This window comes from Rhizobium mongolense subsp. loessense, from assembly GCF_900099775.1.
Lineage (GTDB): Bacteria > Pseudomonadota > Alphaproteobacteria > Rhizobiales > Rhizobiaceae > Rhizobium > Rhizobium loessense.
In genome coordinates, this window is record NZ_FMTM01000003.1 from 1 (window position 1) to 13,976 (window position 13,976).

The 13,976-nt window shown below is 60.1% G+C and carries 10 protein-coding genes, 1 tRNA gene and 2 pseudogenes; 8 read left to right on the top strand and 5 right to left on the bottom strand.

From position 1 onward, the window contains the following. Positions 1-39 precede the first annotated feature (39 nt). The 3 genes and pseudogenes from BLP23_RS11210 (at position 40) to BLP23_RS11220 (ending at position 1,992) form a co-directional block, all read left to right on the top strand. Positions 40-483 carry a YybH family protein gene (locus BLP23_RS11210; protein WP_092584977.1) on the top strand — a complete coding sequence of 148 codons (444 nt, stop codon included), beginning with the start codon at positions 40-42 and terminating at the stop codon, positions 481-483. A 362-nt stretch (positions 484-845) separates the two neighbouring features. Continuing rightward, a pseudogene (locus tag BLP23_RS11215) lies at positions 846-1,187 on the top strand (IS481 family transposase); the annotation flags it as partial. Between the two features lie 346 nt (positions 1,188-1,533). Next, on the top strand, positions 1,534-1,992 hold the full coding sequence (locus tag BLP23_RS11220; RefSeq protein WP_092585551.1) for a YHS domain-containing (seleno)protein: 459 nt from the start codon (positions 1,534-1,536) through the stop codon (positions 1,990-1,992). Here the strand turns inward: BLP23_RS11220 and BLP23_RS11225 are convergent. Further along, a complete protein-coding gene (locus tag BLP23_RS11225) occupies positions 1,989-3,902 on the bottom strand; it encodes an adenylate/guanylate cyclase domain-containing protein (RefSeq protein WP_092584979.1) in 1,914 nt (637 codons plus the stop codon). The genes BLP23_RS11220 and BLP23_RS11225 overlap by 4 nt on opposite strands. A gap of 1,036 nt (positions 3,903-4,938) precedes the next feature. Between BLP23_RS11225 and BLP23_RS11230 the strand changes: the two are divergent. Next, positions 4,939-5,234: pseudogene (locus BLP23_RS11230) on the top strand (helix-turn-helix domain-containing protein); the annotation flags it as partial. A 141-nt stretch (positions 5,235-5,375) separates the two neighbouring features. On the opposite strand, the gene BLP23_RS11235 reads toward BLP23_RS11230, so the two are convergent. The 4 genes from BLP23_RS11235 to xylF form a co-directional block, all read right to left on the bottom strand. After that, positions 5,376-5,452: transfer RNA gene (locus tag BLP23_RS11235), tRNA-Arg, on the bottom strand. Positions 5,453-5,585: 133 nt separating this feature from the next. Then, entirely contained in the window at positions 5,586-6,368 is a 783-nt protein-coding gene (locus tag BLP23_RS11240; protein ID WP_092584980.1) for an ATP-binding cassette domain-containing protein, read from the bottom strand. Between the two features lie 14 nt (positions 6,369-6,382). Continuing rightward, on the bottom strand, positions 6,383-7,696 hold the full coding sequence (locus BLP23_RS11245; RefSeq protein ID WP_022717107.1) for a sugar ABC transporter permease: 1,314 nt from the start codon (positions 7,694-7,696) through the stop codon (positions 6,383-6,385). A 263-nt stretch (positions 7,697-7,959) separates the two neighbouring features. After that, positions 7,960-9,000: a D-xylose ABC transporter substrate-binding protein gene (xylF, locus tag BLP23_RS11250; protein WP_092584981.1), complete on the bottom strand. Its 1,041-nt coding sequence runs from the start codon at positions 8,998-9,000 to the stop codon at positions 7,960-7,962. A 225-nt stretch (positions 9,001-9,225) separates the two neighbouring features. Between xylF and BLP23_RS11255 the strand changes: the two genes are divergently transcribed. The 4 genes from BLP23_RS11255 to BLP23_RS11270 all read left to right on the top strand — a co-directional run bounded on the left by BLP23_RS11255 (position 9,226) and on the right by BLP23_RS11270 (position 13,907). After that, positions 9,226-10,449 carry an ROK family transcriptional regulator gene (locus tag BLP23_RS11255; protein ID WP_092584982.1) on the top strand — a complete coding sequence of 408 codons (1,224 nt, stop codon included), beginning with the start codon at positions 9,226-9,228 and terminating at the stop codon, positions 10,447-10,449. A gap of 273 nt (positions 10,450-10,722) precedes the next feature. After that, the gene (locus tag BLP23_RS11260) at positions 10,723-12,132 is read left to right on the top strand and encodes a circularly permuted type 2 ATP-grasp protein (RefSeq protein ID WP_092584983.1); all 1,410 of its coding nucleotides are present in this window, start codon (positions 10,723-10,725) and stop codon (positions 12,130-12,132) included. Then, entirely contained in the window at positions 12,132-13,076 is a 945-nt protein-coding gene (locus BLP23_RS11265; protein ID WP_092584984.1) for an alpha-E domain-containing protein, read from the top strand. Before BLP23_RS11260 ends, BLP23_RS11265 begins: the two co-directional genes overlap by 1 nt. 12 nt (positions 13,077-13,088) lie before the next feature. Then, positions 13,089-13,907 carry a transglutaminase family protein gene (locus BLP23_RS11270; protein ID WP_092584985.1) on the top strand — a complete coding sequence of 273 codons (819 nt, stop codon included), beginning with the start codon at positions 13,089-13,091 and terminating at the stop codon, positions 13,905-13,907. Positions 13,908-13,976 lie beyond the last annotated feature (69 nt).

Sequence of the window (13,976 nt, forward strand, 5' to 3'; positions counted from 1 at the left end):
CCGTTCGTCCTCTGCTTGAACAGCACAGGAGAACGGTCAATGAGCAACGAAACCAAAGTCAATATCGAAGAAGAGGCGATTATCGCCATGCTGACGATGCGCGCTTCCGCGCTCGGCGAAAAAGATGCCAAGGGCGCACTTTCCTACGAAACCGAGGATTCGGTCGAGTTTTCGCTAGCACCGCCGCTCGTCTATCACGGCAAGGACGAGGCAGGCCTGCAGGCGTGGTTCAATACCTGGGAAGGTCCGATCGGTGGCGATGTTTGCGCTGCCAAGCTAACGGTCGGCGGAGACGTTGCTTTCTGGAGTGGTCTGACGCGCATGACGGGAACTAAGACTGACGGCACCGAGGTCGATCTTTGGTTTCGTCAAACCCTTGGCTTGGTGAAGCGCGATGGCCGCTGGATGGTGTCCCACCAACATGCATCCGTGCCATTCGCCATGGATGGAAGCGGTCGCGCTCTGCTCGATCTCAAACCTTGAACGGCTGGCCTCAGGGTATCGATGTCCCCAGGGCGCCAACGGTGGAGTTTTACTTTGTTCGATGAGGTCTAGGCTCTGATCCCAATCTCAGCGCCTCTTTGCGACGTCTCTTTTCGCTATCATTGAGAGGTGCACCGATCATCGCGACGGCTTCACGCTCGGCTGAGTTGCGGTCCGCCACTTCAAGAACCAGCGATCTCTGCCGGAGGCGCCGACGAGTCTCCGATTGAGAAGTCGAGTCGGATCACATCTCGCCCTGGTCGATTGCGCTCGCAAAACGACTGCACAGGATTCAGAATCCACGCACCCTCAGGGGCAGGCAGGCGGAAAGCGGATACTGAAGGACTGGATAAAGTATTTCCGTCAGCGAATTCAATCAGGAGCGGCCGCACGAGGCGCTCAACATGAAGGTGCCGGCAGATCTCTACGTCGCTTCGTCACGCCTCTATCGAGGCTTGCCGGAAATCGACTACCCCTTCCATGATCGGGATGCGCTGGTGACCAATTGCGGCCGCATCTGCATCTATCGCAAGAAGATCAACATATCGACCGTGCTGGCCGGCCAGAAACTGGGGCTCAAGGAAGTCGACGACGGCATTTGGCTCGTCAGCTTCATGCATTATGATCTGGGATATATCGACCTGGAGCAGAGAACCTTGCAAACCATCGACAACCCGTTCGGCACGAGGTCGTCACCCATGTGATAGGTACGTTTTGTTGCCTATGTCTCCGGGTCGGACAGTTGAAATTTGGCGCGCCGGACAGGATGAAACTGGGCACCGCTATGTCATTGCTGCGCCTATTGATCTCTGAGATCGTCGCTCGGAGTGGAAGGCCCGCCTTGCGCGCCAAAAAGCAGGCGAAGAATGGAGCCCGGCGCCCCTGCAATGGGCGCCAGCCCCACCACACTCGAATCCCGAAAAATCTCCGAAGCGTGTTGCGGCGGAGCGCTACAAGAGCGATAATCAGTGCCTGAACGGAATGACGCAGACGGCTTCGTTTGCCGCGGGGCTGTTTGCGGCCCGGGAAGGGCAAATCAGGGAATTCGCCATGCACAATGTCTCTCGGCGAAATGCCATTCGCCTCGTTCTGGCGGTCGCAGCCGCCCTGTTTGCGACCTCGATGCCCTCTTTTGCCACGGAAGCGGTTCCGCTGGCGATCAAGGGTTATGACCCGGTCGCCTATTTCACCACCGGAAGCCCCACGCAAGGGCTGCCGGAGATCGAGTACGAATGGGACGAGCACCGCTACCTCTTCGCGAGCGCCGAGCATCGCGAGCTTTTCAAGGCCGATCCTGTTCGCTACGCGCCGCAGTTCGGAAATTATTGTGCAATGGCGCTGGCCATGGGCGAGCTCGACGAAGCCAACCCGGAGAACTGGCTGATCAGCGACGGCAAGCTTTATATTTTCGGCAAGCCGGCCCCGATGGGACCCACGCTCTTCCAGGAGGACCTTGCTGCGAACATCGCGAAGGCCAACCAGAACCGCGCGCTACTTCCACGACATTAGCGGTTCATTCTCTCGGCCGGTGGCAGGTCGCCTGTAACGGGGTAGAGGCGGGCCTTGCGGAATCCGTCGCGCAGATGTTCGAGATCGCCAGAGTTTAGAAACTTGGTTCCGAACTCCTGCGGGTCGAAGGTTGGGTCGATGCGGCGTATCATCGTCACGACACGCGCAGCGTCCTCCGCTCGGTTGTGTTGTGCATAGGCGGCCGCCAGTAGAATACGGCTGAAGTTCGCGCCTGCGTTTGTTCGAAGATTAAGTTCCGCCTGTTCGATCGCCGCGTCGTAACGCCGTTTCAGATAATAGGCCAGGCTCAGCGCAAAGCGATCGATCGCATTGAGATCGGGGTCGATATGCTGCGCCTGCTCCAAGGCCTCGATCGCCCCATCCGTCTGTCCCAGCCACAACAGGATGGTGCCGCGCCCGGCGAGGCCGTGAGCATCGTTCGGATTGATCGCAATGGCGCGCTCGATCTCAACCTCTGCCTGGTTGTATCTCTGACGAAAGAGGTGGATGTGGCCGAGAGTGATGCGCGCGCGCACGTCGGAATCATCAAGGCTCAGCGCCTTGATTGCCAGTTCCTCGGCACGGCTCAGGAAGGCGGTTGGCGATTCCGCCCAGCCCATCGAGCTGGCAAGGTGATAGGTTTCGGCAAGTGCCGCGTAGGCAGCAGCGTAGTTCGGGTCAAGCTCGATGGCGCGTCTGAGCATGGCGCGCGCCTCCACATTGTTTGCGTGCGTCGGGCGCTGCAATGCCGGCCTGGCGCGCAGCACGTAATCATAGGCTGCGAGATTTTCGGTTGGCTTTGCGAACACCCGATTTTGTTCGATCTGCGTCACGCGAATCGCCAGGGCTCTGACGATGCGAGTGACAATGTTGTCCTGCAGCGCGAACACGTCCGCCAGCGCCTCCTCGAAGCGTGCAGACCAAATCACCCGACCCTGCCTTGTGTCGACGAGTTGCGCGATGACCCGCACGCGATCGCCGGTCTGGCGGACGCTGCCTTCGACCAGATAGCCGACGGCGAGACCGCGGCCGATCTCCTCCGGGCTTGCGGGCTTTCCCTTGTAGGGGAAGACAGCGTTCCACGACATCACGGTCAGCGCGGAGAACCGACCCAGTGCGTTGATGATATCCTGCGTCAATCCATCCGCGAAATACTCACGAGCCGAATCGTCGCTCTGGTTCAGGAACGGGAGAATGGCGATCGCGGGTTTTGTGCCGACTTCAGCACTTTTTGTGAATTGATCGCCGGAGCGCAGAATGCTGAGAAATTTCCACTCAGAGCCAAGACCGGCCCACAGCGCGCCTGCAGTAAGCAAAATCATCAGAGCCAGAGCGGCGAACAATCCCCGGCGCCAGCCGGCGGTGGCCGGAGCGGCCGTGGCGTCGAGCCGCACGCGAAAGGCGCGCACCGGCCGAGCGATGTTCTTGAGCTTCTGTTCGCCGATATCCTCAAAGGCAATGTCGAGCTTGCCTTGCGCGTCTTCCTGCACGCGGCCCGATACGCAGATGCCGCCGGGCTCCGCGAGCCCCTCCAGGCGCGCCGCCACGTTGACGCCATCCCCGAAAATGTCGTCATCCTCGATGATGATGTCGCCGACGTTGATGCCGACGCGGAACTCGATACGTTGTCCTGCCGGCACCGCGACATTGCGCTCCGCCATGCCGCGCTGGATCTCGACGGCGCAGCGCACGGCCTCGACCACACTCGCGAACTCGACCAGCATCCCATCGCCGGTGGTCTTGACAATCCGCCCGCGGTGTTCGTTGATCTTTCGGTCGACCAGAGCACGCCGATGCGCCTTCAGCTGGGCGAGCGTACCTTCCTCGTCGTTGCCCATCAGCCGGCTGTAGCCGGAGATGTCGGCCGCTAGAATGGCCGTAAGTCGCCGCTCTACATGCTCGGTTGACAATCCGACTCTCCCCCGTGCGCTTCGGCCACTTTTTTCCGATAGCTCTGGGCTAAGGAGCCCCCAATCGGAGGCGAGCGTTGCGCCCACCGCTGGGGCGGTGGAACCGCGAACGCTATGACCTGCTCGGCCACACCCTCACCGATCTTTTGGCCCGCAACCACATCGGAGCGAAAATGGACGCCGGCCCACATGCGCGCGTCGGCCGCCTGCTTGGCCGTCACGCTCCATCAGCCCGGAGTAGCCCACCACGTCGGCAGCAAGAACGGCAGCAAGCTTGCGATCCACGACGGCGTTCCTTAAGACCACTTACGCCCGAGGAATGCACCGTAGCAGAAGTCGGAGGCATTGTATCGCCGCAAGGCCCTTTGCTGTGCATGCACCGGAAGGTCTGGAATTGGGTCAAAACCGGACGTCGCGCTACACGACTATGGAATGTACATCCCGATTGGCGCGCCGGAGAGGATGAAACTGGGCACCGCTAGGCCCTTGTTACGCCTATTGATTTCTACAAAGTGTGCTTGCAGCACAGGTCTGCTTAGCGCCAATAGGACCCGCATTCGACGTCCAATGTAAAAAGTTGGCACTCGTGAATTCCCGTACTTCGTTAGCGATCCAGTTCCCGAGCGCATGCGGGCCTGCTGCCCGAAGATGCCTGGGCGCGCGCGATCGCAATGAGCCCGGCGGCTCTTAAACCACCAATCGGGCATGATCGTGCTTGATTATTGTCCGCTTTGTTCGGCTCCCAGGTGCAAATGGATGGCTGGATAACCACAGTCTCACGTCCGGGACGTTCGGTTTGGATTGTAAATCCGAACGCTCATTGACCAGATTAGTGTCCAATTTCGGCGAATTTCCTTCGGATCGCTCTAGACGACCGATCGACCAGTTTCGGGCGAAACAGGAGTTCTCAAGAATCGGAAGGTCCTTTCTTCGCCATACGAGTTCGGAATGGACACTGGTGCCCGACCTGAGAGATAGGTGACGTTTCGTACCGGAGACATGGGTAACACTTTTCGTTTTTTGGCGGGAGGTGTTGATGCCGTGGAAAGAGACTTCGGTGATGGAGGAACGTCTACGATTTGTCGCCCGGCTGCTAGAGGGCGAAGAGGCATGAGCGATGTGTGCCGTGCATTCGGCATCTCGCGCAAGACCGGCTACAAAATCTTCAATCGCTATAAGGACGACGGCCTGGAGGCGCTGACGGATCGGTCTCGACGGCCGGTGCGGTATGCCAACCAGCTGCCTGAGCCGGTTGAGGCGATGATCGTCTCGTGCAAGAAGAGCAAGCCGCATTGGGGTGCCAGGAAGATCAGGGAGCTTTTGGTGAAGCAAGCTTCATGCATTATGATCTGGGATATATCGATCTGGAGCAGAGAACTTTGCAAACCATCGACAACCCGTTCGGCACGAGGTTGTCACCCATGTCTTAGGTACGTTTTGTTACCTATGTCTCCGGTATGGACATGGGAAAATTGGCGCACCCGACAGGATTCGAACCTGTGACCTTTGGAATCGGAATCCAACACTCTATCCAGCTGAGCTACGGGTGCATGCCTGAGGCGGTTTGAATCGCCTGTCCGATGGCAGGTTCTTAGCCTAGGTTGCCATGCGCTTCAATCTCCAAAATTGAAAAGTCCGCCGTTCTTGCGAGCGGCGGGCTTTGGTGTTCACGGGTCTATCCGTTCAGACCTGCATGGCGCCGGGGCCGGGGATCGCCTTTGGCGGCACCTTGCCAAGGATGATCATGCCGAGCACTTCGTCCTTGGTGACGTCCTCGGTGCGGGCGTGGCCGACGACCTGGCCATTCTTCATGACCGAGACGCGGTCGGCGAGGTCGAAGACATCATGGATGTCGTGGCTGATGAGGAAGATGCCGATGCCTTCCTTCTTCAGCTGTTTGATGAGCTCGCCGACCTGCGCCGTTTCCTGGGGACCAAGGGCTGCCGTCGGCTCGTCCATGATCAGTATGCGGGCGTTGAAGAGGATCGCGCGGGCGATCGCCACCGACTGCCGCTGGCCTCCCGAAAGCGCCTTTACCGGCTCCTTGAAGCGCTTGAAGTTCGGGTTGAGGCGCCCCATCACCTCGCGGGCCGAGGCCTCCATGGCGACGTCGTCAAGCGTGCCCCACTTCGTTCGGATCTCGCGGCCGAGATAAAGGTTTGCAGCGGCATCGACGTTATCGGCAACGGCGAGCGTCTGGTAGATCGTCTCGATGCCATATTTTTTCGCATCGCGCGGGTTGCGGATGTCGGCGGGTTCCCCGTTGATCAGGATGTCGCCGCCGTCGCGCTTGTAGGCACCGGAAAGAATCTTGATCAGCGTCGACTTGCCGGCGCCGTTATGACCGAGGAGGGCGACGACTTCGCCGGGGTAGAGGTCTACCGAGGCGTTGTCGACGGCGTGGATGCCGCCGAAGGAGATGGAGATGTTTTTCAATTCCACAAGGGGAGTGCTTTGGTATGTCATGGTTTGGACTCCTCTTACTTGGCGCGGGCGCGATAAACCGTGTCGAGCCAAACGGCGACGACTAGGACTACACCGACAACGATTCTCTGGAGCGGACTGTCGATTCCGAGCAGTACCATCCCGGACTGCAGCGACTGCATGACGAGCGCGCCGAGCATGGCGCCGGCGATGGTGCCAGTGCCGCCCGCAAGCGACGTGCCGCCGATGACGGCAGCGGCGATGGTATAGAGTTCGTCCAGCTCGCCCTGCGCGTTCGTCGCGGCATTGAGGCGGGCGGTCGAGATCGCCCCCGCGATGGCGCAGAGCAGGCCCATGAGCGCGAAGATGCGTACTGTGACCCAGCGGGTCTTGATGCCGGCGAGCTCGGCTGCCTCCGGGTTGCCGCCGATGGCAAAGACGTAGCGGCCGAAGCGCAGGCGCGTCGCAACGAAGGTCATGATCGCGCCGACGATGACGGCGATCAGAACCGGCACGGCAATGCCGTAGGGAATATCGAGGCCGGACTCCGGCCAGGGAATGCTGTTTGCCTCCGCATATCTCTTGGCGATGTTTGTCGGCCAGTAATAATTGTTGGCGACGGCAATGGCACCGAGCACGAGCACGCAGCCGAGGGCCGAGAGAAAGTATTCGGCCCAAAGCGGGCGCCGCGGGAAGCCGAAGCGCCGGCGCTGGCGGCGGGAATTGATGATGCTGGCAATGATAGCGAGGCAGGCGATGACGCCGACGATCCAGCTCCACGTGGCGCCGATCGAGCCGTCCGTGCCGCCGCCCATGATGCGGAAATTGATATCCATCGGCGCGACGGTCTGGCCGCTGGTGACGAACCAGGTGGCACCGCGCCAGACCAGAAGCCCGCCGAGGGTGACGATGAAGGACGGCACGTTCAGGAAGGCGATGATCATGCCCTGGAGCATGCCGATCGATCCGCCGACGATGAGGCCGGCAGCAAGCGTGATGATCCAGGTTGCGGGACTGTTGAAGCCGAGATATTGCGGCAGCACCTGCGCCTGCAAGACGCCCATCACCATACCGCAGAAGCCGAGCATAGAGCCGACGGAAAGGTCGATGTTGCGGGTGACGATCACCAGCACCATGCCGGTCGCCATGACGGCGACGGACGAGGTCTGGACCGAGAGGTTCCAGAGGTTGCGCGGCGTCAGGAAGAGGCCGCCCGTCATGATCTGGAAGCCGATCCAGATGATCAGCAGCGCGCCGACCATGCCGAGAAGGCGGGTGTCGATCTCCGTCGCGCGGAAGAAGCGCGCCACAGGATTGGCTTCCGCGTTGCGCGGCCCGTTGGAAGTCGTGGAATGTACCGTTTCGGCCATGGGTTTGCCGTTCCCCCATCGTTTGGGCAGGCTGCGGGCCTCTTCTTAGTCAACCGCCGCCACTTATGCCCAGTTCTTAAACTATCACCATCACCGATCTCTGCAGATCCGGCTGAGCAGCCATGACGGCATCGGGTCGGGATGGGTAATGGCGCTCGATCAGCGGTCGCTACCTGGGCTGGCGCCGGGTTTCGATCCGCATCCGGCGCCGCAACGGTTTGCCGTTGCGGCGCCGGCAGTGTTTTCAACCTGGCGGTAGCGATTTAGTTGCAGGCAGCGACCGAACCGGCTTTGACGCCCTGGCAGGCTTCCGCCTTGCTGATCCAGCCGGCGTCGATGACGACGTTGAGGTTGTCCTTGGTGATCGGCAGCGGCTTTAGGAAGACGGACTGCATGGCGACGCCCTTCGGGCCGCCGTTGAAGGTCTCAACGCCTTCGATTTTGTCCATGGTCTTGCCGGCGGCGAGATCGAGGGCGATTTCAGCAGCGCGCTTGCCGAGCTCGCGCGAGTCCTTCCAGACCGAGACCGTCTGGGTGCCGAGGGCGACGCGGTTGAGTGCTGCCTTGTCGGCGTCCTGGCCGGAGACCGGGACTGATCCGGCGAGACCCTGTGCGTCGAGAGCGGCGATTGCGCCACCGGCCGTGCCGTCGTTCGAAGCAACAACGGCGTCGACCTTGTTATCGTTGGCAGTCAGGAACTGTTCCATATTGCGCTGCGCGTTTTCCGGCTTCCAGCCGTCGGTATAGGCTTCGCCGACATTCTTGATCTTGCCGGCGTCGACTGCGGCCTTCAGCACTTCCATCTGGCCCGAGAACAGGAAGTCTGCGTTCTGGTCGGACGAGGAACCCTTGATGAAGACATAATTGCCTTCAGGCTTTGCGTCGAAGACGCCCTTTGCCTGCATGCGGCCGACTTCCTTGTTATCGAAGGTGATGTAGAAGGCTGCCGGATTTTCGATCAGGCGGTCGTAGCCGACCACCGGGATGCCTTCGGCGGCGGCCTTTTCGATGGCCGGGGCGATGGCATCGGAGTCCTGCGCAAGCACGATGAGGGCGTTCGCGCCCTGCGAGATCAGCGATTCAACGTCCGTCAGCTGCTTTGCGGCAGACGACTGGGCGTCGGCAGAGATGTATTTTGCGCCCTTGGCTTCGAGGGCTTTCTTGATGGCGGCTTCGTCGGTCTTCCAGCGCTCTTCCTGGAAATTCGACCAGGAAACGCCGACGACGAGATCAGCAGCCATAGCCGCCGTGTGCACGGAAATGAGGATGGCCGTGCCGGCCATCAGCTTCAAAATAGACTTCATTTTGTCCTCCCGAATGAATTGCGGTCGACCCAGCCCGAATGATTCTTCCGGCCGCCGCGGATCGCTGTCCAGAAATCCATGAATTATTTTCTCGACAGTCGAGAAATTTAGTGTCAGAGATTTTTTCAACTGTCAACACCGGACTATCGGCTAAATTCCCTTGCGAAAAAGCGGCTGGAGATTCGGTGTGAAAGCGGGGCGGAATACGGGGAGAGGGCGGCATTCATGCTGACCAAATCGAGCACGGAGCTGGTCCGGCAGAGGAATAGCGTGCTGGTGCTATCCGCTCTCCGCCGCCACGGCGCGGTGGCGCATACCGAGATTTCCGACTACACGCGCCTCTCCTCCGCAACGGTTTCTGCGATCACCGCCGATCTCGAAAAGGCGCAGATCATCGAGAAATCGGAGCACCAGGCGGCAAGCGGAAGAGGACGGCCACGCGTGCTTTTCCGGCAGCGACGGGACTGCGGCTATCTGATCGTGGTCATCATCTCGTCGGATGCCGTGCAGTATTCGCTGGTGGATTATGCCGGCAAGCTGATCGATCGCTTCAGTGAGGAACGTTCGCATGACCCTGCCGGGGCGGCGCGCTTTGCGGCTGCGGTCAAGGCGGGTCTGTCACGTATTCTGGAGCGTTCCCGGATCAGCCGCAACAAAGTCTTGCTGATCTCAATCAGCAGCAAAGGGCTGGTCAATTCGCTCGAGCCCGTGCTCGTCTGGTCGCCGATCTTCGGCAGCGAACAGATCGATTTCGAATCAGCACTGCGTCCGGAATGGCAGGCGAAGATTATCCTGGACAATGAAACACTGCTCGTCGCCGCCGCGCTCGGCGCGCGCGAGGAGAATGTAAAGGGCGAGGATTTCCGCTCGCTCGCCGCACTCTCGCTCGGCCACAGCATCGGCCTCGGCATTGTCAGACGCACGCCGCATGGCGGCCACGAGATATCGGCGCCGAATTTCGGGCATATGCTGCACATGGCCAATGGCGGTCTCTGTCGTTGCGGCGCCAAGGGATGCATTGAGGCGCATGCCGGATTCTATGCGATCCTTCGAACGGCGTTCGAGGTGCCGCTCGATACGATCCCGGCAAAATTCGTCCCGGTCGCCGAACTCGACAAGATCGCCGCGCAGGCCCGCCAGGGGCATCGCATGCCGGCCTTCGCCTTCCGTCAGGCGGGCCTTGCGCTCGGCAACGGGCTGTCGCGCGTGCTGAGCCTGACGGAGCGAATGCCGGTCGCAATCACAGGCCCGGGCACGCGCTACTACGATCTGCTGCGGCAGGGGATTGAGGAGGGCCTTGGGCAATCGCATACAGTGCGCATGGAAGGAATGCCGGAATTGCGCGTGGTCGCTGACGAGCAGAACCTCGTCTTCGAAGGACATCTGAACCGGGCGCTTGCCGTGATCGACGAAGATATCGTCAATGCAGGCGGACCGGGGCACGGCTGAGCCATTGGCCCTTGCGGGGCGCGCTCCACGCAAAATCCACTGGCGCGATTTGCCTCGAAGGGGAGGGCGGAAAATAATCACATGCCCAGTTTTTGGTCGTGCTCGCTCGACCGGCCGTCCGGGCCCTCGCGATGCAGCCGCCTAAATGCCCGGTTTTTCGGCTGTTTTTGGCGCCGAGGGCGATTTTAGGAATCTGCTCTTCGAACTGTGCATGGTTCTTGCATTGCCTTTTGCATTGTATTCAAATGAACAAAAAGAAGGGGAGCCACACCTTTGGCATTTGATGAAATGATCACCGGGGATGAAAATCCCCGTCAGCCATATGAGAAATATTTCGAGTGGTACAATGCCCAGGACCGGGCGCATCTGATTGCCAAATCTCGCGACGCGGAAAACATCTTCCGGAAAACCGGTATCACCTTCGCAGTTTACGGACATGCGGATTCCTCCGAGAAGCTCATTCCCTTCGACATCATCCCGCGCATCATTTCCGGCCGCGAATGGCGGAAGCTCGCTCAGGGCATCGAGCAGCGCGTGATTGCGCTGAATGCCTTCCTTGACGACATCTACCACAAGCAGGAAATTATCCGCGCCGGCCGCATTCCGCGTGAGCTGATCGAGAAGAACGATACGTTTCTTTCCGAGATGATCGGCTTCCGCCCGCCCGGCGGCGTCTACACGCATATCGTCGGCACCGACATCGTGCGCACCGGCGAGGATCAGTTCTACGTGCTGGAAGACAATGCGCGCACGCCGTCCGGCGTCAGCTATATGCTGGAAAACCGGGAAACCATGATGCAGATGTTTCCGGAACTCTTCCATGAGAACAAGGTCCAGCGCGTCGAGGACTACCCGTATCTGCTGCGCCAATCGCTTACCTCGCTCGCCCCTCCCGGTTGCAAGGGCAAGCCGCGCGTCGCCGTGCTGACTCCCGGCATCTACAATTCCGCCTATTACGAGCATTCGTTCCTCGCCGACATGATGGGCGTGGAACTGGTCGAGGGGGCGGATCTGCGCGTCATCGACGGCAAGGTGAAGATGCGCACGACCCGCGGCTATGAGGCGATCGACGTGCTTTATCGCCGTGTCGATGACGACTTCCTTGATCCGCTGACATTCCGTTCCGATTCCGCCCTCGGCATTCCGGGCATCATGGATGTCTACCGCTCCGGCAACATCACCATCGCCAATGCGCCAGGCACCGGCATCTGCGACGACAAGGCGATCTATTCCTACATGCCGGAGATCGTCGAGTTCTATACCGGCCGGAAGGCGCTTCTCGAAAACGTGCCGACCTGGCGCTGCTCGGAGGCCGACAGCCTGAAATATGTGCTGGAACACCTCGAAGAACTCGTCGTGAAAGAGGTGCATGGCTCCGGCGGCTACGGCATGCTGGTCGGCCCGACGGCCTCGAAGAAGGAGCGGGCCGATTTTGCCGAAAAGCTGAAGGCCCGGCCGAACAACTACATCGCCCAGCCGACGCTCTCGCTTTCCACGGTCCCGATCCTCGTCAACAAGGGCATCGCACCGCGCCATGTGGACCTGCGGCCCTATGTGCTGGTTTCCGACAAGGTGCAGATCATTCCGGGCGGCTTGACCCGCGTTGCGCTGAAGCAGGGCTCGCTGGTCGTCAATTCGAGCCAGGGCGGCGGTACCAAAGACACTTGGGTATTGGAGGATTGATGCTCGGAAGAACTGCAAACGGACTCTACTGGATGTTCCGTTACATCGAGCGCGCCGAGAATATCGCGCGTCTTATCGATGCCGGCCTGCGCATGTCGCTGACCCGAAGCGGCACAGGTGACGACGACTGGGATGGCGTGCTGCAGAGTGCGGGTGTCCGCGAAGCCTACGACGAAGGGCATGCCAAACTCACCAGGGTCGATGCGATCGACTATCTGCTGCGCGATCATTCGAACCCTTCGAGCGTGATGTCGTGCATCGATTCCGGCCGCAATAACGCCCGCATGGTTCGCACGGCTCTGACGCGCGAGACCTGGGAGGCGACCAACGAATGCTGGATCGAGCTCAAGGCCCTGCTTTCCAAGCGCCTCAAGGCGGCCGAAATGCCCGAGGTCATCGATGTCATCAAGCGGCGCGCGGGCCTTATCCGCGGGGCTTTTCATGGCTCGATGCTAAGAAACGAGCTCTATAACTTCGCGCGCATCGGCACCTTCATCGAGCGGGCGGACAATACGAGCCGCATTCTCGACGTGAAGTACTACGTGCTGCTGCCATCCATCTCGCAGGTGGGGTCCTCGATCGACAATGTGCAGTGGGAATCGATCCTGCGTTCGGTTTCAGCGCACCGTTCCTATAGCTGGGCCTATGATGAGGAGTATAAGGCGGCCAATATCGCCGACTTCCTGATCTTGAATGGCCAGATGCCGCGGTCGCTAGCCTACTGCTACGAAAAGATCGTCAGCAACCTCGGCTACATATCGAGAAGTTACGGCGGTGAACGCCTGTCGGCCCACGATACCGCCGACGCCATCCGGACCTCATTGCAAACGAGGCAGATCAAAGACGTCATGGACCAGGGGCTGCACGAATTCCTTGAGGATTTCGTCAATCGCAACAACCAGCTGGGCATGGAAATTTCCGACGGCTATCGGTTCTACGTATAAGCGGGGCATGAGATGAGACTGAAGATTAGCCATGTCACCGAATACCACTACGACGAGCCGTCGCAGTTCTCGCTGCAGCGGCTGCGCCTGACACCACCCTCAGCCTTTGGTCAGAACGTTTTGAACTGGTCGTTACATGTCGAAGGCGCCAAGCCCGAGGTGGAGTATGACGACCAGTTCGGCAACCATGTGAACCTCGTCTCGCTGCAAGGCGAACAGCAGGTGACGCGCATCGTCGCCGAGGGTGAAGTGGAAACCGAAGATCGTCATGGAGTGACAGGCCCGCATACAGGCTTTTGCCCGCTTTGGCTGTTCCTGCGCGACACGCCGCGCACCAAGCCCGGCAGGCTCATCAGGGAACTCATACGGACCGTAAACGGGGACAATGAGCTCGCGCTGATGCACGCGCTGATGGGGGCCATTCACGAAGCGGTCGACTACAAGCCGGGAACCAGCAACACGGACACGACCGCCGAACAGGCAATGGAGAAGAAGAGCGGCGTTTGCCAGGATCATGCCCACATCTTCGTTTCGGCGGCTCGCGCACTGCAGGTGCCCACGCGCTATGTCTCCGGCTACCTGATGATGGAGGGGAAGGCCGAGCAGGCCGCGACGCACGCTTGGGGCGAAGCGCACATTCCTGGCCTCGGCTGGGTCGGCTTCGATCCGGCAAACGACATCTGCCCCGACGCCCGCTACGTCCGCGTCGCTTCCGGCCTATGCTACCGCGACGCAGCCCCGGTTTCCGGCATGCGCATCGGCACGCCGGGCGAGAAACTCTCGGTCTTGGTCAAGGTCGAAGATCAGGGCCAGATGCAAAGCCAAAGCTGATGGCAAGCGTGGCTTAAACTATTCGCAAAGAGAAGATCGAAAGATTTTCATTTTGGCGTTACTTAGATT

Excerpts from the sequence above, each read along its gene's own strand:
- BLP23_RS11210 (WP_092584977.1), top strand. The coding sequence starts at position 40 with ATGAGCAACGAAACCAAAGTCAATATCGAAGAAGAGGCGATTATCGCC.
- BLP23_RS11240 (WP_092584980.1), bottom strand. The coding sequence starts at position 6,368 with ATGACATACCAAAGCACTCCCCTTGTGGAATTGAAAAACATCTCCATC.
- BLP23_RS11255 (WP_092584982.1), top strand. The coding sequence starts at position 9,226 with ATGCTGACCAAATCGAGCACGGAGCTGGTCCGGCAGAGGAATAGCGTG.
- BLP23_RS11270 (WP_092584985.1), top strand. The coding sequence starts at position 13,089 with ATGAGACTGAAGATTAGCCATGTCACCGAATACCACTACGACGAGCCG.
- BLP23_RS11220 (WP_092585551.1), top strand. The coding sequence starts at position 1,534 with ATGCACAATGTCTCTCGGCGAAATGCCATTCGCCTCGTTCTGGCGGTC.
- BLP23_RS11245 (WP_022717107.1), bottom strand. The coding sequence starts at position 7,696 with ATGGCCGAAACGGTACATTCCACGACTTCCAACGGGCCGCGCAACGCG.
- xylF (WP_092584981.1), bottom strand. The coding sequence starts at position 9,000 with ATGAAGTCTATTTTGAAGCTGATGGCCGGCACGGCCATCCTCATTTCC.
- BLP23_RS11265 (WP_092584984.1), top strand. The coding sequence starts at position 12,132 with ATGCTCGGAAGAACTGCAAACGGACTCTACTGGATGTTCCGTTACATC.